The sequence below is a fragment of the Burkholderia puraquae genome (assembly GCF_002099195.1).
Taxonomy (GTDB): domain Bacteria; phylum Pseudomonadota; class Gammaproteobacteria; order Burkholderiales; family Burkholderiaceae; genus Burkholderia; species Burkholderia puraquae.
This window is the reverse complement of sequence record NZ_NBYX01000001.1, coordinates 720,106-744,050: the sequence shown is the minus strand read 5'-3', so window position 1 is coordinate 744,050 and position 23,945 is coordinate 720,106. Positions and strand designations below refer to the sequence as shown.

Below are 23,945 nucleotides of genomic sequence, written 5' to 3'. Positions count from 1 at the left end.
CCGCGCATCTACCAGCTCGCATCGAGCCCGAGATGCCGCAGCGCGTCGTGACGCAGTTCGGCGAGGCGCGGGTCGCCGCGATGGCGCGGGTAGGGCAGGTCGACATGCAATTCGGCGACGATCCGCGCGGGGCGCGGCCCGAACACGATCACGCGTTGCGCGAGGAACAGCGCTTCCTCGACATCGTGCGTGACGAGCAGCGCGGAGAAACCGTCGCGTTGCCACAGTGCGGTGAGTTCGGCCTGCATCGTGAGCCGCGTCAGCGAATCGAGCTTGCCGAGCGGCTCGTCGAGAATCAGCAGGCGCGGATCGTTGACGAGCGCGCGGGCCAGTGCGACCCGCTGCGCCATCCCGCCGGAGAGTTGATGCGGGAACACGTTCGAGAATTCCTGCAGCCCGACGCGCGCGAGTGCATCGTCGACGCGATGCTGCGACAGGCGCGCCACGCCGCGCGCCTCGAGGCCGAGCGCGACGTTCGCGCGCACGCGCCGCCACGGGTACAGCGTCGGGTCCTGGAACACGACGATGCGCGACGGATCGGGTTGTGCGATCGGCACGCCGTCCTGCGCGATCGTCCCTTGCCGCGCGGCGTCGAGGCCTGCGACGAGGCGCAGCAGCGTCGACTTCCCGCAGCCGCTCGGGCCAAGCAGTGCGACGAATTCGCCGGCCGCGACCGACAGCGTGACGTCGTCGAGCACCGGCAGCGCACCGCCGGGGCCGTCGAACGCATGGCTCACGCGGCGGATGTCGATGCGCGCGCCGCGTGGTGCCGTGGCGGCAGGCGTGGCGGCAACGTGCGATTCGAGTACGGCGGCGCTCACCATTTGACGGTTCCTTTCTGCCAGGCGAGCGCGCGGTCGCGCACCGCGAACAGCAGCGCGATCAGCCCGGAAAACAGCAGCGCCATCACGATCAGCGCCGCATACATGTTGACGTAGGATGCCCAGCCCTGCGCCCAGCTCAGGTACCAGCCGAGCCCCGACTTGACGCCCATCATCTCGGCGACGACCAGCACCGTGAACGACGCGCTCAGCCCCATGAAGATGCCGACGAACACGTGCGGCAGCGCGGCCGGAATCGCGACGCGCAGCACGAGGAAGCGCGCGTTCGCACCGAGCGTGCGCGCGACGTCGTAATACTGCTTGTTGACGCTTGCGACACCCGACCACGTAAGCACCGCGACCGGGAAGCCGGTCGCGAGCGCGATCAGGAACGCGGCGGCCGAATAGCTCGACGGGAAGAAGTAGAACGTGAGCGGCAATAGTGCGGTGGCCGGCACGGGGCCGAGCACGCGCAGCACCGGATGCACCCAGTAGCCGATCCGGCGCGACCAGCCGATCGAGACGCCGACCGCGAAACCGACCGCGACGCCATACGCAAAGCCGAGCGCGAGCAGCTTCAGCGTGTTGCCGGCGCTGCCGAGAAGGCGCGGCCAGTCGTCGACGTAGACCTCGATCAGCGCCTGCGGCGGCGCGAAGAACGGCGTCGGCAGCCAGCCGGTTTTCGCGGTGAGGATTTCCCACGCGGCGAGCACGAGCGGCAGCGCGACGAGCCACGGGCCGGCCGGGCGCACACGCGCGAGCCGCGTGCGCGTCGCGGGGGCGAAATGGCCGAGCGTTGCGGCGACGAGCAGCAGCGCGGCGATCGTCCACGCGGCCGTGCCGAACGTGTCCGTGTACGCCCAGTCGGTGAAGCCGACGACGCGGTTCGGCCACAGTTGCGTGAGTGCGCCGAGCGCGGCCCACGCGAGCGCGGCGGCGATGCCGGTCGGCCAGGTGCGCGCGCGGCGGGCTTCGGCGGCCAGCGTGGCGTCGCACGCCGTGCAGGCGACGCGCGCCGCGGATACGGCGGCACTGCTGCTTGAAGGGGCAGACGCGGTGCGTGCGGGAGAAGCGTGTTCGATCGTCGACATGGCGTTACCCCAGCACGTTCGCATAGACCTGCTGCGCGAAGCGCTGCGGGTCGGTGCTCTTCTTCAGCACGCTGATGCGGCGGAAATCGTCCGCGTAGAACGCGATTTCCTGCTGCAGGTCGACGTTGGTCGGGTGGTGCGTGTAGGTGAGCGTCGCGTAGAGCTTGCGCAGATCCTCGGGGCTGATCTTCGGCGAATACTTCGCGAACACCTTCGCGGCTTCGTTCGGGTTGTCGTGGGTGAACTCGGTGGCCTGCACGATCGAGCGCGCGAGTGCGGCGGCCGACGGCCGGTCGTTGCGCACGAGGTCGCCGCGCGCGCCGATCACGCAGCACACCTTGCGCGCGTATTCGCCGGACAGGTTCGTCGCCAGTTCGGTATACGCGCCGTTGCTGCGCTTCTCGAGCAGATAGAGGTTCGGGTCGCCGTCGGCGATCGCGTGGATCTCGCCCTTGTCGACCGCGACGCCGAGCAGGTCGGCCGGATACTGCCGCCACGTGATGTCGCGCTCGGGATCGATCCCGTTCTTCGCGAGCAGGATCGAGAAGAAATGCTTGCCGGGCGCGGCCAGATCGCTGACGCCGACCGTCTTGCCCTTCAGCGCCTGCAGCGTCGTCACGCCGGCCGCCTTCGCGCCGACCAGCCGCACGCAGCCGCCGTGCGAGCTGCCGATGATCTTCACGTCGAAACCGGCTTCGAGCGGCTTCAGCCAGCGGTGGATCATCCCGACCGCCGCATCGGCCTTGCCGGTCGCGATCGATTCGAGCAGCTGGTCGGTCGACCCGCTGTAGTTGATCAGCTCGACCTTCAGGCCGTTCTTCTCGAAGAAACCGCGCTCCTGCGCAACGACGATCGGCGTCAGGCAGAACGCGTTCTGGTTCCACGCGAACGTGAGCTTCTTCAGCGGCGGTGCGGACCAGGCCTTGCGGCCGAGCGTGATCGCGGGCGCGGCGAGTGCGGCGGCGCCGGCCGCGCGCAGCAGCTTGCGGCGTTTGTCGTCGTGCGCGTCGGCGCGCGACGGCGCAGGTACGGTGGTTCGGGTCATGTGGTCTGGTCTCCGGTCGTGCGGAAGGGCGCTCAGTCGAGCAGGTCGGGTTCGTCGGCGACGACGCGCGCGAACAGGCTGTCGAACGCATGCAGCGCGCCTTCGGGGCCGCCGATCTGGCCGTGCGTGTGGCGGGCGGTTTCATGATCGATCGGCTGCGGCGTGCCGGCCGCTTCGGCCAGCAATTGCGTGTGCGCGGCGTTGTCGAGCGCGATGTACCACCATGCGGCGGCCTCGACCGTCGGGCCGGCCGTCAGGATCCCGTGGTTCTTCAGGATCGCGCCCTTGTGCGTGGTGCCGTCCGGCTTCGCGAGCGCCTCTGCGATCCGTGCGCCTTCGCTCGTGTCGACGACCATTCCCGTGAAGTCGTCGAACAGCGCGTGGTCTTCGTAGAACACGCATGCGTCCTGCGTGAGCGGATCGAGCGGGCGGCCGAGCGTCGACCACGCCTTGCCGTACGTCGAGTGCGTATGCGCGGCGGCGACGATGTGCGGGTGCGCTTCGTGGATCGCCGCATGGATCGCGAACGCGGCCTTGTTCAGCGGCCGCGTGCCGATCGCGGTTTCGCCGCGTGCGTTGACGAGCAGCAGGTCGGACACCTTGATCTGCGAGAAATGCACGCCGAGCGGGTTCACCCAGAAGTGGTCGGGCAGTTCGGGGTCGCGTGCGGTGATGTGACCGGCGAGCCCCTGTGCGAAGCCGAAGCGCGCGAACAGGCGGAACGCGGCCGCGAGCCGTTCCTGACGGTGACGGCGCTCGGCGGCGACATCGACGCGTGGCGCGGGCGGGTCGAACCAGAAGTGCTGGCGCGGCGACGCGGCGAGCGTAAGGCCCGACGCAGTGCGTTCGGGCGTGGACAGAACGGCGGACATCGTATGGGTCTCCCTGGTTGCGTCAGGCCGCGCGGCGCGCCGCGTCGCGTGCAGCGACGGCGCTGCGCACGCGCGGAATCAGTTCGCGGCCGTAGTCGATCGCATCTTCCAGCGGATCGAAGCCGCGGATCAGGAACGTCGAGACGCCGAGGTCGTAGTAGTCGAGCAGCGCATCGGCAACCTGTTCGGGCGTGCCGACCAGTGCCGTCGAATTCGAACGCGCGCCGGTGAGCTTCGCGATCTCGGTCCACAGCCGCTTGTCGACGCGCGAGCCGCGTTCGGCCGCGGCCAGCAGGCGGCGCGCGCCTTCGCTCTGCTGCGGGCCGCCGGCGCCGAGGCCGGCCGCTTCGCGCAGCCGGCGCGTTTCGTCGAGGATGCGATGCGCGCGCGCCCACGCTTCGTCCTCGGTCGCGGCGAGGATCGGGCGGAACGACACGGAGAAGCGCACCTGGCGGCCGTGCTTCGCGGCTTCGGCGCGCACGCGCGTCGTCAGGTCGCGCACCTGGTCGAGCGATTCGCCCCACAGCGCGTAGACGTCCGCGTGCTTGCCGGCCACGGCGAGCGCGGCTTCCGATGCGCCGCCGAAGTAGATCGGCACATGCGGCTGCTGGAACGGCTTCACTTCCGAAAAGCCCTGTCTGAACCGGTAGTGCGTGCCGTCGTGATCGAACGGCTGCGCTTCGGTCCAGATCCGCCGCAGGATGCCGAGGTATTCGTCGGTGCGCGCATAGCGCGCATCGTGGTCGAGGAAATCGCCGTCGCGCTGCTGTTCGCTGTCCGAGCCGCCGGAGATGAAGTGCACGGCGAGCCGGCCGCGGCTGAACTGGTCGAGCGTCGCGATCTGCCGCGCGGCGAGCGTCGGCGCGGTGAAGCCGGGACGATGCGCGAGCATGAAATGGATGCGTTCGGTCGCGGCCGCCGCGAACGCGATCGTCAGCGTCGCCGACGGGCCGGTCGAGTGGTGCGGCACGAGGATCCGGTCGAAGCCGGCCGTCTCGTGGGCGCGTGCAAAGTCGCGCACGTAGTCGGGATCGACGACAGGGCCGGACGGCGGGTGGATTTCCGACTGCTTCTGGCTCTGGATCATGCCGATGAATTCGACGCTCATCTGGGTCTCCGGTGCGGGGATGTCCCGGCGGGCGGCCGGGCAGGAATGGAGCGCAGGTTAACGCCGCGATCATGCGGAATGGAAATAATCAATCCCGATTTGAATATCAGATTTGCATGGTTTGGGCGGGCGTGCGCTGCGCATACGCTGTGGGCTCACGAACGATCGGGCGCGCGGGCGCCGGCGAATGCAGTGCCGCGCGTTCCAGATCGCCGACTTCATGCGAAACCGCGCCGCGTGGTTATCGATTGCCGCTTGTCGTGACCGTTGCGGCTGTTGCCGCGGTTGCCGCCTTTCCGTATTACCCAGGGAATCCGTTTCGATGTCCGCCAGCCTTGCCGCTTCCTCGCCGTCGCCGCAGCCGCGTTCGCTGCGCCTCCTGCCCACCGATGATGCCGACGACGCACGCGTCGCCGCGCTGCTCGACCGCCTCGCACCGGAGCTGGCCGCCGATGCGGCCCGTAACGACGTCGACGGCCGCTTTCCGCACGAGAATTTCGCGCGGCTGCATCGTGCCGGGCTGATCGCGCAGGTCGTGCCGCGCGAGCACGGCGGCGCCGGTGCGACGCTCGCGCAGGCGAGCCGGATCGTGGCTGCCGTCGCGCGGGCCGATCCGGCGACCGCGCTGGTGCTGACGATGACTTATCTGCAGCATCGCGCGCTCGCTCGCGCCGACAACCGCTGGCCTTCACAAGTACGGCGCGCCGTGTTCGACAGCGCGGTTGCACAAGGCGCGCTGATCAACGCGCTGCGCGTCGAGCCCGCGCTCGGTTCGCCGTCGCGCGGCGGCCTGCCGGAAACCATTGCACGGCGCGACGGCGACGGCTGGCGGTTGTCCGGTCACAAGCTGTACAGCACCGGGATTCCGGCGCTGCGCTGGCTGGCCGTGTGGGCGCGCACCGATGAGCCGGCGCCGCGGGTCGGCGTGTTTCTCGTGCCGCGCGACCGCGATGCGGATGGCAACCGCATCCGCGTGATCGAAAGCTGGAATCACCTCGGCCTGCGTGCGTCGGGCAGCCACGAGGTCGTGTTCGACGACGTGCGGCTGCCGGCCGATCATGCGGTCGACGTACGCGCGCCGCAGGCATGGGCCGTGTCGGCGGCAACCCATGCGGATGCCGACGCACAGGCCGACCAGCAGGCGTGGATGGTCGCGCTGCTCGGCAGCCTGTACGACGCGGTGGCGCGTGCGTCGCGCGACTGGCTGGTCGAGTTCGCGACGACGCGTGCGCCGAGCGGGTTGGGCGCGCCGCTCGCGACGCTGCCGCGCGTGCAGGAAGCGGTCGGCGAAATCGAGGGCTGGCTGCATGCGAACCGCGTGCTGCTCGACGATCACGTCGCGCGCACCGACGCGGGCAATGCGCCGCCGGTCACGACCAGCGGCCTCGTCAAGCGGACCGTGACCGAGCATGCGATCCGAGCGGTCGAGCAGGCGCTGAAGCTGTCGGGCAATCACGGGCTGAGCCGCGCCAATCCGCTCGAACGCCACTATCGCGACGTGCTGTGCAGCCGCGTGCATACGCCGCAGGACGATGCAATTGCGGTGGCGGCGGGGCGTGCGCTGCTCGAAGCGGCGAGCCGGGAAAACACCAGGGCCGAGACGGGCGGGGCGTCGGTCAACGAGACCGAACGCGGCCGCAGCGATGCGTGATTGGCGCAGGGCTGGCGCGCGGGTCGATCGGGCGGCGCGATGTCACGGTCGCCCGGTACGGTCACGCAGCCTTGCCGTGTGCCTGCTCGGGCAACGCAAACGCCGTGCGCGCATGCGCGGCAACGGCTGCCAACGGTGCGTCGAAGCGGGCCGCATCGCGCCGGCGCAGCAGCCACAGATCGATCTGCGGCTTGAAGTCGGTGAGCGGCACGATGTCGAGCGCATCGCGCAGCGGGCTGCCTTCGACGAGCGGCAGCGGCATCAGCCCGACGCCGAAGCCGTTCGCGACGCTCTGCAACTGCAGGTCGCGGCCGTAAGTGTCGAGTGTGACCGGCATCGGCAGGCCCTGCGCGTCGAGCGCGCGCCGCAAGCCTGCACGAAAGCCGCAGCCGTCGGGATTGAGCACCCAGCCATGTGCGTGGCAATCGGCGAGCCGGTAGCTGCGGCGCGGCCAGTCGCCCTTGCGGCCGACCGCGACGAGCCGCGTGGCCAGCAGGCGCTCGCCCTCGACCTGTGCCGGCAGCACCATCTCGCGCGCGAGGAACACGAGCGCCGCATCGAGTTCGCGGCGGCCGACGCGCTCGACGAGCATGCCGCCCCACGCGGTCGTGACCTGCGTCGCGAGTGCGGGCCATTGCGCGGCGAGTTCGCCGATCAGCGCGGGCAGCATCAGTTCGCCGAGGCCCTGCGTGAGCCCGATCCGGAATTCGCCGGCGGGCGGCTGCTCGCCGGCCGTCAGCTCGCGCAGCGCATCGACTTCGCGCAGGATCGCGCGACACTGCTCGAAGACCCGCCGGCCGATGTCGGTAGGGCGCGGCGGCTTGGTGTTGCGATCGAGCAGGATCACGCCGAGCGCTTCCTCGAGATTCTGGACGCGCCGCGTGATCGCGGGCTGCGTCATCCCGAGCTCGGCCGCGGCCTGGCTCAGGGTCTGGCAGCGGACGACCGCTGCAAAAGCGTCGATATCGCTAATTTTCATGTTTGTTCTGCATGGTATTTCGGGTGCATCATGACGATCCATCATATTCGGCATCATATTCGAGGAGCCAGCCGATGAGTACGCTTTCGTTGCATCAGACGCCGCTGCGGCCGTTCGTCGACGGCCTGGGCGCGCTGCTCGCGTCCGGCGCGAACGAGGCGCGCATCCTCGACGAGGGCGGTGCGCTGCTCGCCGCGCTCGTCGAACACGACGACTGGTTGCCCGACGCATTCGCGCAGCCCGACCCCGCGCGCTATCGGCAGTACCTGCTGCATCTCGACCCGGACGAGCGGTTCTCGGTTGTCAGCTTCGTGTGGGGGCCCGGCCAGACGACGCCGATCCACAACCACACGGTGTGGGGGCTGATCGGGATGCTGCGCGGCGGCGAATTCTCGCAGCCGTACCGGTTCGACGCAGCAGGCCGGCCTGTGCCGTCCGGCGAAGCCGCGCGGCTGCAGCCAGGCGAAATCGAGGCCGTGTCGCCGCGCATCGGCGACGTCCATCGCGTGACCAACGCGTTCGCCGATCAGGTATCGATCAGCATCCACGTGTACGGCGCGAACATCGGCAAGGTCGAGCGCGCGGTGTACCTGGACGACGGTACCGTCAAGCCCTTCGTATCGGGCTATTCGAACGCCTGATGCAACGCCTGCCGGCGCAGCGGGTTGCAAGCGACCGGCGGTGGCCGGCCGGTTGCCGGCACGCACCGGCGAGCCGAAGATTCATCCGTTCCGCTTTCTTCATCGACTTCAACGCATTCAAGACAGAGACACCGTGACGCAATCCGCCGATTCCACCTTCCGCTTTCCCGTCGCGTCGTACCAGGACGTGCGCGCGCGCCTGCTTGCCCGCGACGAGATCGCGCTGATCGACGTACGCGAGGAAGATCCGTACGCGCAGGGCCATCCGCTGTGGGCCGCCAACTTTCCGCTGTCGAAACTCGAACTCGACGCGTGGACGCGGATTCCGCGCCGCGACACGCCGATCGTCGTGTTCGGCGAAGCAGGTGGCGAGGATCTCGCGCCGCGCGCGGCCGCCAAGCTCGCGCAACTCGGCTACACCGACGTGCGGCTGCTCGACGGCGGCCTCGCGGGCTGGGTCGCCGCGGGCGGCGAACTGTTCATCGACGTGAACGTGCCGAGCAAGTCGTTCGGCGAATGGGTCGAGGCCGAGCGGCACACGCCGTCGCTGTCTGCGCAGGAGGTGCAGGCGTTGATCGACGCGAAGGCCGACGTCGTGATCGTCGATGCGCGCCGTTTCGACGAATACCAGACGATGAACATCCCGACCTCGACGAGCGTGCCGGGTGCGGAACTCGTGCTGCGCGTGCGCGCGCTTGCGCCGAACCCGGCGACGCAGGTGATCGTCAACTGCGCGGGCCGCACGCGCAGCATCATCGGCACGCAATCGCTCGTCAACGCGGGGCTGCCGAATCCGGTCGCCGCGCTGCGCAACGGCACGATCGGCTGGACGCTGGCCGGGCAGACGCTCGAACGCGGCGCCGCGCGACGCTTTCCGGACGACATCGACGCGACGCAGCGCGCCGACGCACGCCAGGCGGCGCGCGCGGTGGCCGAACGCGCGGGTGTGCCGCGCATCGCGCTCTCGGAGGTTGCCAAGCTCGACGAGCCGGGCCGCACGCTGTACCGCTTCGACGTGCGCACGCCGGAGGAATATGAAGCCGGCCATCTGCCGGGCTTCCTGAGCACGCCGGGCGGCCAGCTCGTGCAGGAAACAGACCATCACGCGGCCGTGCGCGGTGCGCGGATCGTGCTCGCCGACGACGACGGCGTGCGCGCCGACATGACTGCGTCGTGGCTCGCGCAGATGGGCTGGGACGTGCGCGTCGTCGAACCGGCCGGCGCGGCGGCGTTTGGCGAGCGCGGCCAGCCGCCGCGCGACGTGCCGGCGACGCCGACCGTGACGGACGTATCGCCCGCGACGCTCGCGGGCTGGCTGAAGGAGGCCGCGCCCGGCGAACTCGCGATCGTCGACGTGACGGCCAGCGTGAACTACGTGAAGCGCCATATCCCGGGCGCGTGGTTCGCCGTGCGTGCACAGTTGCGCGACGCGCTTGCGGCGATTCCGCCCGCGCAGCGCTATGTCTTCACGTGCGGGTCGAGCCTGCTGGCGCGGTTCGCGGCGGACGATGCGCGCGCGCTGCTGCCGGCTTCGGCCGACATCTCGGTGCTGACCGGCGGCACCGCCGCGTGGATCGAGGCCGGGCTGCCGCTCGAAAGCGGCGAGACCCGTCTCGCGTCACCGCGCGTGGATCGCTACCGGCGCCCGTACGAAGGCACCGACAACGCGGCGGCTGCGATGCAGGCGTATCTCGACTGGGAGTACGGGCTGGTCGATCAGTTGAAGCGGGACGGGACGCATCACTTCAACGTGATCTGACCGATGCGGCGCAGCCGGGCGCGGCGGCACACAACACAGTTCGCCGCGCCCGGCTACCGTACGTCGGGCACGTTCGGCGCGATCAGCGCTTGAACGTATCGACGGCCGTGCGGCCGACGGCCGGATCGTCGGTGAAGAAGCCGTCGATGCCCGCGCGCAGGTACGCCTGGATTTCGCGCACCGAGCCGGCGGTGTTGCGCGTGGCCGGCGTGCCGCCGTCCTTCAGCGACGCGGGCAGGAAGTTGTTCTCCGGGCGGAACGTGTACGGATGCACGACGAGGCCGGCCTCGTGCGCGTAGCGCACGTACGGCGTCGGCTGCTGCAGCGTGCCGTCCGCGGCGACGGCGATGATCGACGTCTTGTACGGGCCGACGCCGTTCGCATAGGTCGCGATCTCGCGCATGCCGTCGCGCGTCGACAGGTCGCCGTAGGTGCGCTTGTCGTTCGCCTTCACGAAGTCGTACGGGCGCTGGCCGGCTTCGTCCATCAGCTGCACGAGCTTCCAGTTCGGCTGGCTCGACTTGATCCGGTTGCGGATCGTCTTCAGGTTCGCGACCTCGAACGACTGGATGTAGACGGTCGCCGTGCGCGCCGTGTACGAATCCTTCAGCAATGCATCGACGAGACGGTCCTCGAGCGGCAGGCCGATCGACTGGAAGTAGGTCGGGTGCTTGGTTTCCGGATACAGGTGGATCGTGCGGCCGGTCTGCGCGGACATCTGCTTCGCCAACGCAACGATCTCGTCGAACGTCGGGATCTCGAACTGGTCGTTGTACGCAGTGTTCGCGGGGCGGACCTGCGGAATGCGCTCGCGGGCGCGCAGCGTCTTCAGCTCGGCGAGCGTGAAATCCTCGGTGAACCAGCCTGTCAGTTCCGCGCCGTCGATCGTCCTGGTTGCCTTGCGGCTCGCGAACTGCGGCAGCGTCGACACGTTCGTCGTGCCCGAGATCTCGTTCTCGTGACGCGCGACGAGCACGCCGTCGCGGGTCGACACGAGGTCCGGCTCGATCACGTCCGCGCCGTCCTCGATCGCCTTGCGGTACGACGCGAGGGTGTGTTCGGGGCGCAGCGCGCTCGCGCCGCGATGGCCGACCACCTGGATCTTCGCGGAAATCGGCTGGGTGGGATCGGACGCGACGTCGTCGTCGCCGCCGCACGCGGCGAGCAGGAACGCGGCGGCACAGGCGAACGGGACGTAGCGCAGGGAGGTCGGGCGCTTGAAGTGCATGTCGGTGAACCTTCGAAACGAGAGTCGGAAAGGGGCGGTCGCTCCGGCGATGCGGCTGTCGTGCCGTGTCGCACGGAGTCGAACGGGACGCGATCGTCGCACCGAATAATTACATATGTATTACTTCAGCCTTTCCATTGTGTTTTTTGGGGCGCGATATCTGCGGCAGGGCGGTTGTCAGCGGCCGGGTGCAGGACGCATTCCGACCGTCTCGGGCAGGCCGCGCGCCGGATGCACTAAACTTGCGGGAATTTTGCATCGCCGCGCCGGGGCCGACGCCCGCCTGGCGCGACGATGCGGCGACTCGCGGGCCGGCGCGGGTGCCCGGCGCCCGTGTGCGTCCGGCGCCCGCGCCGGCCGATTTTTCCCGACCCATGACGACTCGAACCGATTCCGCCTACCTGCTCGGCGACCTGCTGAAGAACGTTTCCCGCTCCTTCTACCTGACGCTGCGCGTGCTGCCCGACGGCATGCGCGACCCGGTCGGCCTCGCGTACCTGCTCGCGCGCGCGGCCGACACGATCGCCGACACGGCGCTCGTCGCACCCGATCGCCGCGCGGCGTTGCTGACCGACCTGCGCGACGAGATCGAGCGGCTCGGCGACGGCGCCGCGCTGTCGCGAGCGCTCGAAGACGTGACGCGGATGCAGACCGATTCGCACGAACATACGCTGCTCGGCTCGATGGAGCCGATGCTCGCGCTGCTGCGCGCGCAGCCGGACGCCGACCGCGCATCGATCCGCAAGGTCGTCGCGACGCTGACGGCGGGGATGGTGTTCGACCTGCGCACGTTCCCCGACGAGCAGTCGGGGCGGATCGCGTCGCTGCCGACGCGCGGCGAACTCGACCGCTACACGTATCTCGTCGCCGGCTGCGTGGGCGAGTTCTGGACCGACATGACGGGCATGCACACGCCGGCCGCGCGCGGCTGGAACCTGCCGGACATGTGCGAGAAGGGCATTCGCTTCGGCAAGGCGCTGCAGATGACCAACATCCTGCGTGACTGCGGGAAGGATCTGCGCATCGGCCGCTGCTACCTGCCGGACGACGTGCTGGGCGCGCACGGGCTCGGTGTCGCCGACCTGATGGCGGCCGATGCGTCGGCGCGCGCGCGCGGCGTACTCGTCGACCTGCTGCGCGTGACGCTCGACCAGTATCGCGACGCGTGCCTGTACACGCTCGCGATTCCGCGCCGCTTCGTGCGGCTGCGGCTCGCGTGCCTGTGGCCGATCATGATCGGCCTCGAGACGCTCGAGCTGCTGGCCGGCCATGACGCGTGGCTCGATCCGTCGACGCCGGCCAAGGTGCCGAGAAAGCGCGTCTACCGGATCATGGCGTCGTCGCTCGCGCTGGTCGGCTCGAACGCGGCGATTCGCGCACGCATGACCGCGCTCGCCGATGCCGTGAGCGCGCATCTCGTGCAGCCGGCCACACGCTGAATTGCACTGAACGATGCCGGCGGGACATACGCCGGCGTCGCCCCTCGGCCCGCGTTCGCCGGGCCGCTCCCGCTCATCTCCCGAGCCTCGACTAAAAACGTTTTCATTATTTCGTGTCGCGAAACGTGGGTGTCATGAACGTCAGCGATCCTGCGCGGCGGCGTGAATCGTGGCGTCAGCCGCGGTCGCGCATTCGTAAGATGTGTGTTGCGAAAGGCATCTGACGACATCCGACGGTCGCGTTGCACCCGTAAAAATGTAAAGCTAGGGTTTTCACCGGGAAATGCCGGAAATGCCCGCAGCGTAAGCGTTTTCAGGTGTTATGTAACCGCTTGGTGAACCCGTGCGTTGCGTCGATCATACGATGACCGACCGCACGTGTTGGGAAATAATCGGTAATCCGTCAGAATCGCGTCGGCATGTACTCGCACATGTGTCAGTCATAAAACCACACCAGAAAAGAAATCATTCTTTGAGGACGGAGAATCAATGAAAAAGCGCGTCGCTTTCGCCATGACGGCAGTGGGCCTTGCAGCCGCTACCGCCGCCCACGCCCAGAGCAGCGTGACCCTGTACGGTATCGTCGACAACGGTATCGCTTATCAGAACAACTCGTCGGCAGTCGGTGCGACCACGGGTGGTCACTCGAAGGTGCAAATGTCCACCGGCGTGTGGGCAGGCAGCCGCTTCGGCCTGAAGGGCAGCGAAGATCTCGGCGGCGGCACGAAGGCGATTTTCCAGTTGGAAGCCGGCGTCAACACGGCTAACGGCTCGTCGCAGTGGACCAACGGCATCTTCACGCGTCAGGCATGGGTCGGTATGACCAACGCGACGTACGGTACGCTGACGGCCGGCCGTCAGTACACCGCGTACTACACGCTGCTGTCGCCGTACAGCCCGACGACCTGGCTGACCGGTTACTACGGCGCGCACCCGGGCGATATCGACTCGCTGGATACCAGCTACCGCGCGAACAACTCGCTCGTCTACATGTCGCCGAAGTTCTACGGCTTCACGGTCGGCGGTTCGTACTCGTTCGGCGGCGTCGCAGGCGCGACGAACCGCGGCTCGACGTGGAGCGCGGCGATCCAGTACCTGAACGGCCCGGCAGGCATCGCAGTCGGCTACCAGAAGGTCAACAACGCGACGCTCGGCGGCGGCGTGTGGGGCGCGAACTCGACGGTCCAGAACGGCCTGACGGCATCGGGCGACGGCAACCAGCCGGCAGTTTCGTCGATCAACAACGGCTATGCGACGGCGCAATCGCAGCAGCGTATCGCCGTGACGGCGGGCTACCAGTTCACGCCGGCATGGGACATTTCGGCATCGTACTCGAACGTCCAGTACACGCCGGGCGTCGGTTCGTCGTTCCGCAACACGGCCATCTTCAACACGGCAGGCGCCGTGCTGCACTGGAAGGCAGCCGCTCAGTGGGACTTCGCAGCGGGCTACTCGTACACGGCGGCAACGCAGTCGAACGGCATCTCCAGCTCGGCCAAGTACCACCAGGTCACGCTGTCGCAGTACTACAGCCTGTCGAAGCGCACGGGCCTGTACGCAGTTGAGGCTTACCAGCACGCCAGCGGCAACACGCTCGGCAAGAGCGGCATCATCGCTGCAACGACGTCGATCGGCGACGGCGTGGGCGCAGGTTCGAAGCAGAACCAGATCGGCGTCGGCGTCGGCCTGATCCACCGCTTCTAAATGCCACGCGGCGCGCGAGCGCCGCTTACGGCATGCGGTTGAAGAACCGGCCTTCGGGCCGGTTTTTTGTTTGCGGTACGTGTTGCGCGTATGCCGGTTCCGTCACCGGCCGGCATCGACCGGATGCGGACGGCGACGAAAGCCGCGCGTGACAGGCGCACCGTTCATGCGGTGCCCGGCGTGCAGACGGCCGCATCCGGCCCGTGCCAATGTCGTCCAGCCGTCACTCCACCGCGTCATCCGTCCAGCTTCCCGCCAGCGCCTGAAACAGCGCCGCCGTGTCGGCGAGCCGGTCGGCCTGCGCGCGCGTACGGTCGAGCGCCGTCTGCAACGCCTGCCGCTGTGCGTCGAGCAGGTCGAAGGTGCTGATCCCGCCCGCCGCGTAACGGTCGCCGGCAATCCTGTTGCTGGCCGCCGCTTCCTGCGCGGCGGTGTCTCTCGCCTGCAGTGCAGCTGCGTCGTGCTCGACCGCGCGCATGGCATCGGCCACCTGCTGCAGCGCCTCGAGCACGGTTTCCCGGTAACTCGCGAACGCCGCGTCGTACGCCGCTTCGGCCGCACGTTTCTTCGCGCGCAGCTCACCGCCGTGAAAGAGCGGTTGCGTCAGGCCGAGGCCGACATTCCACACATTGAGCCCGCTCACGAGATCCGCGATGCGCGTGCGCTCCGAGCCGATCCCCGCCGAAATCGAAAAGCGCGGATACAGGTTCGCGGTGGCCACGCCGACGTTCGCGCTCGCCTGGTGCAGCACGGCTTCGGCCGCGCGGATGTCGGGCCGTTCGCGCGCCAGCGTCGACGGCAACGCGACGGGCAGCGTGCGCGGCAGCGCGAGTGCGTCGAGCGCGAGGTCGGGCAAGTCTTCGTCCGACGGCGGCGCGCCCAGCAGGATCGCGAGTCGGTGGCCGGCCTGCGCGTGGCGCGCGGCGAGCGGCGGCAGCGATGCCTGCGTTTGCGCGAGCAGCGCGCGCTGCGCATGCACGTCGGCGCGCGACACGCCCCCCGCCGCGAAGCGCGCTTCGACGATGCGCAACTGCCGCGCTTGCGCGTCGACGAGCTGCCGCGTGAGCGCGACCTGCTGCGCCAGCGACGCGCGCAGAATCGCGGTCGCGACGACGTTGCCCGCGAGCGTCAGGCGCGCGGCGTCGAGCGTATAGGCCTGATAGTCGACCTGGGCACGCAGCGCTTCGAGCGCGCGCCGGTTGCCGCCGAACACGTCGAGTGCGTACGACACGCTCACCGACGCGTCATACAGCGTGAACGGCCCGGGGTTCGGCACGTTTGCGGGCAGCCCGAACGCGGCGATGTCGACCTTCTCGCGCGTGGCGGACAGCTTCGCGTCGATGCTCGGCAGCATCGTCGCGCCGGCTTCGGCCGCATGGTTCTGCCGCGCTTCGTCGAGCCGCGCGCGGGCTTCGGCAAGCGTCGGGCTGTTGTGCCACGCGGTATCGACGAGCCGGTTCAGCGGTTCGGAGCCGAACTGCGTCCACCAGCGTTGCGGGGTGTGCGCGGCCGATGCGAACGTCTGCGCGTCGCCGGTTGGGCCTGCGGCGGCGGCCGTCGTCGCGGGCGGCTCGCCGCGCGTGTAGTGCTGCGTGGCAGGTGCATCGGGCGCGTGGAAATCCGGCCCGACCGCACATCCCGCGACGAGCAGCGCGGCGGCGGCCAGTGTGCAGCCGCGGGCGGCGTGGGCGGGGCGACGCGAAGCCGGTTTCATCGTGCGGCCCCTAGTCGAGCGTGCGCCGGTAGAAGCGCAGCGCGACGCCCATCACGACGACGGTGAACAGCGCGACCGGCCACACGGACGGCCACAGGTCGCTCCAGCCATTGCCTTTCAGCAGGATGCCGCGCACGAGGCGGTTGAAGTAGGTGAGCGGCAGCAGGTTGCCGATGAACTGCGCCCACTTCGGCATCCCGGCGAACGGGAACATGAAGCCCGACAGCAGGATGTTCGGCAGGAAATAGAACACCGCGAGCTGCATCGCCTGCAACTGGTTCTGCGCGAGCGACGACAGCGTGATGCCGACCGTCAGGTTCGCGGCGATGAACAGCAGCGCGGACAGATAGATCGAGAACACGCCGCCGACGAACGGCACGTCGAACACGAACCGCGCCGCGGCGACGATGATCGACACCTGGATCAGCCCGATCAGCACGTACGGGACGATCTTGCCCGTCATCACCTCGAGCGGCCGCACGGGCGTCGCGAGCAGGTTTTCCATCGTGCCGCGCTCGCGTTCGCGCGTGATCGCGAGGCCGGTCATCATCACCATCGTCATCGTCAGGATCACGCCCATCAGGCCCGGCACGACGTTGTACTGCGTGATGCCCTCGGGGTTGTACAGGCGATGCAGCACGACGTCGAACGCGGCCGGACGGCCGTTCAGGTGGGCAAGCGGGCCGGTCAGGTCCTTGTCCGCGACGGGCTGCACGAGGCCCGGCAGCGCGCCGATCGCCGACGCGGTCGCGACGGGATCGGTCGCGTCGGCCTCGACGAGCAGCGACGGGCGCTCGCCGCGCAGCAGCCGCCGCGAAAAATCGGCCGGCACATTCAGCACGAACTGCACGTCGCCGCGTGCGAGCGCATGCCGGCCGGCCGCTTCGTCGGGCAGCGTCTCGACGATGTCGAAGTACGCGGAATTGCGCATCGCGGCGACGAAGCTGCGCGCGAACGGGCTCGCATCGGCGACGATCACCGCCGTGGGCAGGTGCTTCGGATCGGTGTTGATCGCGAAGCCGAACAGCGTGAGCTGGATGATCGGCACGCCGACGATCATCGCGAACGTCACGCGGTCGCGCCGCAGCTGCAGGAACTCCTTCAGCACGATGCTCCACCAGCGCGCGACCGAGAACGAATCGCGCAGGCGCGCCCACGCGTTCATGATTGCGCTCCACCGGGCGGCGCGGAGGCGCGGCCCATCATGTAGATGAAGACATCTTCGAGCCCGGTGTCGATCGGCGCGACCTGCAGCGCGGCAGGCCCGCCGGCCTGCGTCGCGACCTGCGCGAGCGTCGCGTCGAGCCGCGCGCGATCGCGGCCGCTCACATGCAGCGCCGAGCCGAATACGACCGTCTGGTCGACGCCAGGCATCGTGCGCAACCGAGCAGACAGTTCGCTCAGGTGCGCGCCGGTGATCGCGCGGGTCGTGAGCCCCTGCGACGCGACGATCTGCGCCGACGTGCCCTGCGCGAGCAGCTCGCCGGACGCGATGTACGCCAGCTTGTGACAGCGCTCGGCCTCGTCCATGTAGTGCGTGCTGACGAGCACCGAGATCCCCTGTGCGGCCAGCCGGTGCAGTTCTTCCCAGAAGTCGCGGCGCGCGGCCGGGTCGACGCCGGCCGTGGGTTCGTCGAGCAGCAGCAGCGCCGGTTCGTGCAGCATGCAGGCGGCCAGCGCGAGGCGCTGCTTCCAGCCGCCGGACAGCGCGCCCGTGAGCTGGTCCGCGCGGCTTGCGAGGCCGAGCCCGTCGAGTGCGCGCGCGACGGCCGCCTTGCGGTCGGGCATCCCGTACACGCGCGCGACGAAGTCGAGGTTTTCGCGGATCGACAGGTCTTCCCAGTACGAGAAGCGCTGCGTCATGTAGCCGACGCGCCGCTTGATCTGCGCGCTGTCGCGCACGATGTCGTAGCCGAGGCAGGTGCCGCTGCCCGAGTCGGGCGTGAGCAGCCCGCACATCATCCGGATCGACGTGGTCTTGCCGCTGCCGTTCGGCCCGAGAAAGCCGAAGATCTCGCCGCGCGCGACGCGCAGCGATACGTCCTTCACGACATGCTTGTCGCCGAAACGCTTGTTCAGGCGATCGACGTCGATCGCGTACGGTGCGGGCGACGCGTTCATGGCACCCTCACGGCGACGGGCTGGCCCGGATGCAGCTTCGGCGCGTCGGCGATGGCGGGGCGCGCCTCGATCATGAACACGAGCTTGGTTCGGCTCTCGTTGCTGTAGATCACGGGCGGCGTGTATTCGGCCTCGCTCGACACGTAGGTGATGCGCGCGGGCACCTCGGCCGCACAGCCGTCGCAGTGGATCGCGACCGTGCGCCCCGGTGCGAGCGATGCGATGGCGGCCTCCGGCACGAAGAAACGCACCTTCAGGTTTTGCGGCGGCAGCATCTGCACGACCGGATTGCCGGCCTGCACCCATTCGCCGACGCGATACAGCGTGTCGTACACACGCCCGGCAGCGGGGGCGGCGACGCGCTTCTGGTCGAGCTTCCATTGCGCCTCCGCGACTGCCGCCTGCGCGGCGTCGACCTGTGCGGCCTGTGCGGCGACCTGCTGCGCGCGGCCCGGCAGGCGCGCGACGTCGACCTGTTTCTGCAGTTCGCGCATTTGCGCGGCGGTGGTTTGCGCGGACGTGCGCGAATCGTCGAGCTGCTGCTTCGACAGGCCGCCGGACGCGTACTGGCGTTCGTCGCGCGCGAGTTGCGCGGCGGCCCGCGCGGCCTGCGCGGTGGCCTGCGCGAGCTGTGCCTGCGTGACCGCGATTTCCGGCGGGCGCTTGCCGGTCTGCAGGTCGGCAAGCTGCGCGCGGGCGGCCGCGAGCTGATGCTGCGCCTGCAACAGCGCGGCCGTTTCGCTGGCGGCCTCGAGCGAGAACGCCGGCGCGCCGGCGGCGAGCGTCTGGCCGCGCGCGACCGGCAACTGCGTGAGCGTGCCCGATTGCGACGACGACAGGTACACGAATTCGCCTTCGATGTAGCCCTGGTAGGTCGTGCCGTTGCTCGTCGACCGCCCGCAACCGGCGAGCAGCGCGATGGCGGCGAGCAGCGCGACCGGCAGCGCGCGGGCCGGGTTCATGACGGCCTCCGTGGCGAGCGGGCCCGCGCGCGAGGCGCGGTGGCCGGCGGTTGCAGGCCCGAACCGAGCAGCGCGCGGACATGGCGGTGCAGCACGTCGCGGTCGATCGGCGGCAGGCCGCGGGCGCTTTGCCACAGTTTCGCGGTCGCGAGCGGCAGCATCACCAGCGCGATGATCGAATGGAACAGGAACGCCGGTTCGAGCGCGGGGTTCAGCGTGCCGGCCTGCTGCGCGCCGCGGATGCGTTCGGCGAATCGTCCGACATGGTCGAGCGGAATGCGCCGGACCATCCGCTCGCGCAGCAGCCCGCCTTCGTGGACGATCTCGCGCAGCCAGATCGACGGCAGCCACGGCATGCGGTGCGTGACGTCGAAGAAGCGGTCGACGAGTTCGGCGACGAGCGCGAACGGATCGTTGTCGATCTGCGGCTCGGTCGGCCGCCACACGAACGCGATGACCTGCGCGAGCCGTTCCTCGACGATCGCGTCGAGCAACTGCTCGCGATTCGTGAAGTAGTAGTGGACCATCGCCGACGTGACTCCGGCGGCGGCGGCGATCTGCGCGACCGTCGTCGCGGCGATGCCGCGCTCGGCGAACAACTGGATCGCGACGTCGAGCATGTGGTCGCGCAGGTCGAAATCGTCGACCGACGGGCGGCGCCCGCGCGGCCTGGCGACGGTGGATTTCGCGTTCATGAAATCGACGCTAATTGATGAGTTAGTTAATTTCAAGGAAGGGTTTCCGCCCGAGTTGATCGCGATCAGGCGAGCGTCGAACGGGGACGCGGGCGGGCGCGGATACGGCGCGGCGTGACGCAGCAAGCCGGCGGCGGCGTGTAGGGAGCAGCTAACGGGGAAACAGCGGGGAAACAGCGGGGCCACTGCATGGAACCGGCGGGAAAACCGGTCGCGAAGCGGGGGGCGCGTGCCTGAACAATGGCACGCGCCCCGGAAAGCGGTTACTGATCGATCGGCGACGTCAGCGGCACGTGTTCGCCGGTCAGCCCGAACACGACGAGCTGCGCGGGCTCGGTCGCGCTCGCGTTGCGCGACACCTGATGGCGCGAGCCGGGCGCCTCGTACCAGCCTTCGCCGGCGCGGTAGCGGTGCAGCGGGCCGCCGTTCACCTGCGACAGCACTTCGCCTTTCGACACGACCGCGAACACCGAGCCGAGATGCCGATGCGCGTCGGACGCCTGGCCGGGCGCATAGTCGACGGTCGCGACGACCGCGAGCTTGCCGGGCGCTTCGGGCACGGCCTGCTGGATGACCGTGTGCACGTTGCTGCCGGCGTCGTGCGCCCGGGCGGCGGCCGGCAGCAGCGCGGCGCCGGCCGCGAGCCACGCGCACAGGGCGGCGCGACGGAGCGTAGCGTCAGTCATCGTCGTCTCCTTACTCGGGCATCTTGCGGAACGCGATCGCGAAGCGGTTCCACGAGTTGATCGTCGCGATCAGCATCGACAGGTCGAACAGCTCCTCGTCGGTGAAATGCGGCTTCACGGCTTCCCAGACAGCGTCGGGCACGTGGTTGCTGGCGACCAGCGTCAGCGCCTCCGTCCATTCCAGCGCCGCGCGTTCGCGCTCGGTGAAGAACGGTGTCTCGCGCCACGTGACGACGGTGGCCAGGCGGCGGTCGGTTTCGCCACCCTTGCGCGCGTCGGTCGTGTGCATGTCGACGCAGAACGCGCAGCCGTTGATTTGCGACGCGCGCAGGCGGACGAGCTCGGCGAGCGGCTTCTCGATCGTGCTCTTCGCAAGGAATTCCTCGGCGTTGCGCATCACCTTGATCGCATTCGGGCTGGCGGCGTAGAAGTTCAGGCGCGGTTGCATGGCAGGTCCTTTTTCGGTTGGAGCGCACGGTGGCGCGACAGGACCTACTTTAGGACGCATGCTGGCCTGCTTGAATGGCCAATTTCATGGAAATTCAGGTAACCAGTGCCGGGCTGCCGATGGGGCCCGGACCCAGCAGGCCGGCCAGCGTCGCAAGCGCCGTGTCGATGCGCAGCGCGTCGATCCCGCCATAGCCGAACAGCAGCCCCGCCCGCACCGGCACGCCGACGTGGAACGCCGAGATGCCGTACAGGCCGAGGTCCTGCGCGCGGGCCGCGCGCACCAGCGCCGCTTCGTCGAGCCCCGGTTTCAGGTAAGCGGCGAGGTGGATGCCGGCGGTCGGCACGATCGCGTCGAACCACGGCGCGAGCTCGCCGCGCAGATGCGCGATCAGCATCTTGCGGCGCGCATCGTAGTGCTTCTGCACGCGCTTCAGGTGCCGCGCGAAATCGCCTTCGAGCATGAAGCGGGCGAGCGCCGCCTGCGTGAGCGTGCAGGTATGCCAGTCGACGATCTGCTTCGCCTTGGCCAGCGCGCCGCGCAGCGCACGCGGCGGAATCGCGTAGCCGATCCGCAGTTCGGGAAAGATCGTCTTCGAGAACGTGCCGACATACGCGACGAGGCCGGTGCGGTCGAGGCTCTTCAGCGATTCCACCGGCCGGCCTTCGAAGCGGAACTCGCCGTCGTAGTCGTCCTCGATGATCACCGCGCGGCGGCGCTGCGCCCATTCGAGCAGCGCGATGCGCCGGTCCAGCGTCATCGGCATCCCGAGCGGGAACTGATGCGACGGTGTTACGTAGACGAGGCGCGCGTCGTCGGGCAGCCGTTCCGTGACGAGGCCGTGCGCGTCGACCGGCACGCCGATCACCGTCGCGCCGAGCGACGCGAACGCGGCACGCGCGGGCGGATAGCCGGGGTCCTCGACCGCGACCACATCGCCCGGCCGCACGACGACGCGGGCAATCAGGTCGAGCGCCTGTTGCGCGCCCTGGGTGACGAGCACATCGTCCCAGCCGCACGCGACCGCGCGGCTGAACCCGACGTAGCGCGCGATCGCGCCGCGCAACTGCGGATCGCCGGCCGGGTCGTGGTACCGGGCGGGGCCGCGCATCTGCTGGCGCAGCGCGTGATGCAGGCAGCGCCGCCACGCGTCGAACGGGAACAGCGCCTTGTCGGTCACGCCGCCGCGGAAGTCGAAGCCGGGCGAATCCTGCGGCGTGGGCATCGCGAGCGCATCGGGCAGGTCGTTCCACAGCGCGCGCGCATCGACCGCGTCGATGCGCGGCGTGTCCTCGACGAGCGACGGCGCCGACACGGCGGCGGCGTGCGGCACGCGCGCGAGGCCGTCGGCGACGAACGTGCCGTCGCCCGCGCGCGTAGTCAGGTAGCCCTCGGCGACGAGACGCTCGAACGCGTCGAGCGTCGTCTTGCGCGATACGCCGAGCTGTTTCGCGAGGTCGCGCGTCGACGGCAGCCGCGCACCGCCGGCGAGCCGCCCGTCGACGATCGCGGTGCGCAGTTGCCGGAAGATCTGCCCCGTCAGGTCGTGATGGCCTTCGATTCGGATGGCGATGTCCATCGCAGTGGTTACCTCGATTGGCATGATTTCGTGTTGATCAGCATACCGGAAGCCGGAAGCCGGAAGCCGGCGGCGGCGGCATAGCGCTGCGTGGCGGCTTGGCGGAACGCTTGGCCGATCGCCTGCGCGCAGGGAATCGGGGCGGCGGGCCGAACCGGCCGGCCGGGAGGGAGACCCGGTGACTGGCACCATCGGCCCGCATCGCCGGATTGGACCTCGGCCCGCCGCTGTCTTACGATCCACGGGAGTCACGACAATCCCACCCCGGAGCGAGCCCATGCTGTCCGAAGACGAACTAGCGCTGCTCGACGCGATCCGCGCAACCGGCAGCCTGTCGCGCGCGGCCGCGCGGCTCGGCAAGGCGCCGTCGACGGTGTCGCACGCGGCGCGCCAGCTCGAAACCCGTTTCGACGCGCTGCTGTTCGACCGGCGCGGCTACCGGCTGCAGCTCACGCCGGCCGGACAGTTGCTGACCGACGAAGCGGCACGGCTGGCGCTGGACGTCGCGCGGCTGACGCAGCGCGTACGGCAGGTCGCGAGCGGCTGGGAGGACCGGCTGTGGATCGTCAGCGACGAGGTGCTGGAGTTCGACACGCTGCTGCCGGTGGTCCGCGCGTTCGATGCGCTCGACTCGGGCGTGTCGTTGCGTTTCACGCACGAAGTGCTCGGCGGGACCTGGGAAGCGCTGCGCGACGGCCGCGCGGACCTGGTGGTCGGCGCGACCAACGAGCCACCGGCGATTCCCGGCCTCAAGTGGTTCGAGCTGGGGGCGATGGAGTGGGTGTTCGCGGTGTCGCCGCGCCATCCGCTGGCCGCCGCGGGCAGCGCGCTGACGCGGGACGCGATCGGCGCGCACCGGGCGGTCGTCGTCGCCGATTCGTCGCGGCGCGCGGCCGGCCGCGCGTATGGCCTGCTCGGCGGACAGGCCGTGCTCGCGGTGCCGTCGATGCGCGCGAAGATCCTCGCGCAGCGCGACGGGCTCGGCGTCGGCTGGGTGCCGCGCCGGCGCGTGGCGTCGCTGCTCGCGCGCGGCGAACTCGTGGAAAAACAGACGGCCGATCCGCGCGAGCCGAACCTGCTGTATGTCGCGTGGCACGGCGACCGGGACGGCCGTGCGCTGCAGTGGTGGCTTGAGCAACTGCGCGAACCGCGGCTCGCGCAGCGCCTGCTCGACGGCATCGACGTGGCCGGCTGATCGCCGACCGAAACGCGAGGCTTTAGCCGACCGGCCGGCGGCGACGGATACGCGCGGCGCGGCCCGCGAGCGTCGGCCGCCGCCGCCGCGCCGCGGCCGACGCTCGAGCCCGCTCCAACATGTTCGACAATTTCGAACATGTTCGTCGCGCACGTCGTACGGCAGGGCCGTGCGCCGCGCGCATCCTGTGTTCACGGTCAACTCACC

Annotated in this window: 21 protein-coding genes; 6 read left to right on the top strand and 15 right to left on the bottom strand. The window is 69.5% G+C overall.

What is annotated here, in order from left to right:
- Positions 1-8 precede the first annotated feature (8 nt).
- From B7G54_RS03330 to B7G54_RS03310, 5 genes are read right to left on the bottom strand one after another with little or no spacing between them, the layout of a single operon-like run.
- Positions 9-824 (bottom strand): ABC transporter ATP-binding protein, encoded by an 816-nt coding sequence (locus tag B7G54_RS03330; RefSeq protein WP_085037735.1) that lies wholly within the window; start codon positions 822-824, stop codon positions 9-11.
- Positions 818-1,912 carry an ABC transporter permease gene (locus B7G54_RS03325; protein WP_085037734.1) on the bottom strand — a complete coding sequence of 365 codons (1,095 nt, stop codon included), beginning with the start codon at positions 1,910-1,912 and terminating at the stop codon, positions 818-820. Before B7G54_RS03325 ends, B7G54_RS03330 begins: the two co-directional genes overlap by 7 nt.
- A 4-nt stretch (positions 1,913-1,916) precedes the next feature.
- Positions 1,917-2,957, bottom strand: coding sequence for an ABC transporter substrate-binding protein (locus B7G54_RS03320; protein ID WP_085037733.1), 1,041 nt, complete (start codon positions 2,955-2,957; stop codon positions 1,917-1,919).
- A gap of 32 nt (positions 2,958-2,989) precedes the next feature.
- On the bottom strand, positions 2,990-3,829 hold the full coding sequence (locus B7G54_RS03315; protein WP_085037732.1) for a class II aldolase/adducin family protein: 840 nt from the start codon (positions 3,827-3,829) through the stop codon (positions 2,990-2,992).
- A 22-nt stretch (positions 3,830-3,851) separates the two neighbouring features.
- Complete coding sequence (locus B7G54_RS03310) at positions 3,852-4,937, bottom strand: LLM class flavin-dependent oxidoreductase (protein ID WP_085037731.1); 1,086 nt, start codon at positions 4,935-4,937, stop codon at positions 3,852-3,854.
- A 322-nt stretch (positions 4,938-5,259) separates the two neighbouring features.
- Here B7G54_RS03310 and B7G54_RS03305 point away from each other — a divergent pair, with 322 nt between their 5' ends.
- Positions 5,260-6,588: an acyl-CoA dehydrogenase family protein gene (locus B7G54_RS03305; protein ID WP_085037730.1), complete on the top strand. Its 1,329-nt coding sequence runs from the start codon at positions 5,260-5,262 to the stop codon at positions 6,586-6,588.
- Positions 6,589-6,649: 61 nt separating this feature from the next.
- On the opposite strand, the gene B7G54_RS03300 is transcribed toward B7G54_RS03305, so the two are convergent.
- Positions 6,650-7,624: a LysR family transcriptional regulator gene (locus B7G54_RS03300; protein ID WP_175130425.1), complete on the bottom strand. Its 975-nt coding sequence runs from the start codon at positions 7,622-7,624 to the stop codon at positions 6,650-6,652.
- Positions 7,625-7,641: 17 nt separating this feature from the next.
- Between B7G54_RS03300 and B7G54_RS03295 the strand changes: the two genes are divergently transcribed.
- On the top strand, positions 7,642-8,208 hold the full coding sequence (locus tag B7G54_RS03295) for a cysteine dioxygenase family protein (RefSeq protein ID WP_085037729.1): 567 nt from the start codon (positions 7,642-7,644) through the stop codon (positions 8,206-8,208).
- Positions 8,209-8,341: 133 nt separating this feature from the next.
- A complete protein-coding gene (locus B7G54_RS03290; RefSeq protein ID WP_085037728.1) occupies positions 8,342-9,967 on the top strand; it encodes a rhodanese-related sulfurtransferase in 1,626 nt (541 codons plus the stop codon).
- A gap of 82 nt (positions 9,968-10,049) precedes the next feature.
- On the opposite strand, the gene B7G54_RS03285 is transcribed toward B7G54_RS03290, so the two are convergent.
- Positions 10,050-11,195 carry a glycerophosphodiester phosphodiesterase gene (locus tag B7G54_RS03285; protein ID WP_085037727.1) on the bottom strand — a complete coding sequence of 382 codons (1,146 nt, stop codon included), beginning with the start codon at positions 11,193-11,195 and terminating at the stop codon, positions 10,050-10,052.
- A gap of 374 nt (positions 11,196-11,569) precedes the next feature.
- Here B7G54_RS03285 and B7G54_RS03280 point away from each other — a divergent pair, with 374 nt between their 5' ends.
- Both B7G54_RS03280 and B7G54_RS03275 read left to right on the top strand, forming a co-directional pair.
- Positions 11,570-12,634 carry a phytoene/squalene synthase family protein gene (locus tag B7G54_RS03280; RefSeq protein ID WP_085037726.1) on the top strand — a complete coding sequence of 355 codons (1,065 nt, stop codon included), beginning with the start codon at positions 11,570-11,572 and terminating at the stop codon, positions 12,632-12,634.
- Between the two features lie 489 nt (positions 12,635-13,123).
- Positions 13,124-14,338, top strand: coding sequence for a porin (locus B7G54_RS03275; RefSeq protein ID WP_085037725.1), 1,215 nt, complete (start codon positions 13,124-13,126; stop codon positions 14,336-14,338).
- Positions 14,339-14,561: 223 nt separating this feature from the next.
- Here the strand turns inward: B7G54_RS03275 and B7G54_RS03270 are convergent, their stop codons facing one another.
- The 8 genes from B7G54_RS03270 to pdxR form a co-directional block, all read right to left on the bottom strand.
- Complete coding sequence (locus B7G54_RS03270) at positions 14,562-16,052, bottom strand: efflux transporter outer membrane subunit (protein WP_085037724.1); 1,491 nt, start codon at positions 16,050-16,052, stop codon at positions 14,562-14,564.
- Between the two features lie 10 nt (positions 16,053-16,062).
- Complete coding sequence (locus B7G54_RS03265; protein WP_085037723.1) at positions 16,063-17,217, bottom strand: ABC transporter permease; 1,155 nt, start codon at positions 17,215-17,217, stop codon at positions 16,063-16,065.
- Positions 17,214-18,173, bottom strand: coding sequence for an ABC transporter ATP-binding protein (locus B7G54_RS03260; protein WP_085037722.1), 960 nt, complete (start codon positions 18,171-18,173; stop codon positions 17,214-17,216). Before B7G54_RS03260 ends, B7G54_RS03265 begins: the two co-directional genes overlap by 4 nt.
- Positions 18,170-19,135, bottom strand: coding sequence for an HlyD family secretion protein (locus B7G54_RS03255; protein ID WP_085037721.1), 966 nt, complete (start codon positions 19,133-19,135; stop codon positions 18,170-18,172). The genes B7G54_RS03260 and B7G54_RS03255 overlap by 4 nt, the downstream gene beginning before the upstream one ends.
- On the bottom strand, positions 19,132-19,830 hold the full coding sequence (locus B7G54_RS03250) for a TetR/AcrR family transcriptional regulator (RefSeq protein ID WP_085037720.1): 699 nt from the start codon (positions 19,828-19,830) through the stop codon (positions 19,132-19,134). Before B7G54_RS03250 ends, B7G54_RS03255 begins: the two co-directional genes overlap by 4 nt.
- Before the next feature lie 263 nt (positions 19,831-20,093).
- Complete coding sequence (locus B7G54_RS03245; protein ID WP_085037719.1) at positions 20,094-20,516, bottom strand: cupin domain-containing protein; 423 nt, start codon at positions 20,514-20,516, stop codon at positions 20,094-20,096.
- Positions 20,517-20,526: 10 nt separating this feature from the next.
- Entirely contained in the window at positions 20,527-20,964 is a 438-nt protein-coding gene (locus B7G54_RS03240) for a carboxymuconolactone decarboxylase family protein (RefSeq protein WP_085037718.1), read from the bottom strand.
- Positions 20,965-21,058: 94 nt separating this feature from the next.
- On the bottom strand, positions 21,059-22,543 hold the full coding sequence (gene pdxR, locus B7G54_RS03235; protein WP_085037717.1) for a MocR-like pyridoxine biosynthesis transcription factor PdxR: 1,485 nt from the start codon (positions 22,541-22,543) through the stop codon (positions 21,059-21,061).
- Between the two features lie 277 nt (positions 22,544-22,820).
- Here pdxR and B7G54_RS03230 point away from each other — a divergent pair, with 277 nt between their 5' ends.
- Complete coding sequence (locus B7G54_RS03230; RefSeq protein ID WP_085037716.1) at positions 22,821-23,738, top strand: LysR family transcriptional regulator; 918 nt, start codon at positions 22,821-22,823, stop codon at positions 23,736-23,738.
- Positions 23,739-23,945 lie beyond the last annotated feature (207 nt).

Excerpts from the sequence above, each read along its gene's own strand:
- B7G54_RS03330 (WP_085037735.1), bottom strand. The coding sequence starts at position 824 with ATGGTGAGCGCCGCCGTACTCGAATCGCACGTTGCCGCCACGCCTGCC.
- B7G54_RS03325 (WP_085037734.1), bottom strand. The coding sequence starts at position 1,912 with ATGTCGACGATCGAACACGCTTCTCCCGCACGCACCGCGTCTGCCCCT.
- B7G54_RS03320 (WP_085037733.1), bottom strand. The coding sequence starts at position 2,957 with ATGACCCGAACCACCGTACCTGCGCCGTCGCGCGCCGACGCGCACGAC.
- B7G54_RS03315 (WP_085037732.1), bottom strand. The coding sequence starts at position 3,829 with ATGTCCGCCGTTCTGTCCACGCCCGAACGCACTGCGTCGGGCCTTACG.
- B7G54_RS03310 (WP_085037731.1), bottom strand. The coding sequence starts at position 4,937 with ATGAGCGTCGAATTCATCGGCATGATCCAGAGCCAGAAGCAGTCGGAA.
- B7G54_RS03305 (WP_085037730.1), top strand. The coding sequence starts at position 5,260 with ATGTCCGCCAGCCTTGCCGCTTCCTCGCCGTCGCCGCAGCCGCGTTCG.
- B7G54_RS03300 (WP_175130425.1), bottom strand. The coding sequence starts at position 7,624 with ATGATGCCGAATATGATGGATCGTCATGATGCACCCGAAATACCATGC.
- B7G54_RS03295 (WP_085037729.1), top strand. The coding sequence starts at position 7,642 with ATGAGTACGCTTTCGTTGCATCAGACGCCGCTGCGGCCGTTCGTCGAC.
- B7G54_RS03285 (WP_085037727.1), bottom strand. The coding sequence starts at position 11,195 with ATGCACTTCAAGCGCCCGACCTCCCTGCGCTACGTCCCGTTCGCCTGT.
- B7G54_RS03280 (WP_085037726.1), top strand. The coding sequence starts at position 11,570 with ATGACGACTCGAACCGATTCCGCCTACCTGCTCGGCGACCTGCTGAAG.
- B7G54_RS03275 (WP_085037725.1), top strand. The coding sequence starts at position 13,124 with ATGAAAAAGCGCGTCGCTTTCGCCATGACGGCAGTGGGCCTTGCAGCC.
- B7G54_RS03270 (WP_085037724.1), bottom strand. The coding sequence starts at position 16,052 with ATGAAACCGGCTTCGCGTCGCCCCGCCCACGCCGCCCGCGGCTGCACA.
- B7G54_RS03265 (WP_085037723.1), bottom strand. The coding sequence starts at position 17,217 with ATGAACGCGTGGGCGCGCCTGCGCGATTCGTTCTCGGTCGCGCGCTGG.
- B7G54_RS03260 (WP_085037722.1), bottom strand. The coding sequence starts at position 18,173 with ATGAACGCGTCGCCCGCACCGTACGCGATCGACGTCGATCGCCTGAAC.
- B7G54_RS03255 (WP_085037721.1), bottom strand. The coding sequence starts at position 19,135 with ATGAACCCGGCCCGCGCGCTGCCGGTCGCGCTGCTCGCCGCCATCGCG.
- B7G54_RS03250 (WP_085037720.1), bottom strand. The coding sequence starts at position 19,830 with ATGAACGCGAAATCCACCGTCGCCAGGCCGCGCGGGCGCCGCCCGTCG.
- B7G54_RS03245 (WP_085037719.1), bottom strand. The coding sequence starts at position 20,516 with ATGACTGACGCTACGCTCCGTCGCGCCGCCCTGTGCGCGTGGCTCGCG.
- B7G54_RS03240 (WP_085037718.1), bottom strand. The coding sequence starts at position 20,964 with ATGCAACCGCGCCTGAACTTCTACGCCGCCAGCCCGAATGCGATCAAG.
- pdxR (WP_085037717.1), bottom strand. The coding sequence starts at position 22,543 with ATGGACATCGCCATCCGAATCGAAGGCCATCACGACCTGACGGGGCAG.
- B7G54_RS03230 (WP_085037716.1), top strand. The coding sequence starts at position 22,821 with ATGCTGTCCGAAGACGAACTAGCGCTGCTCGACGCGATCCGCGCAACC.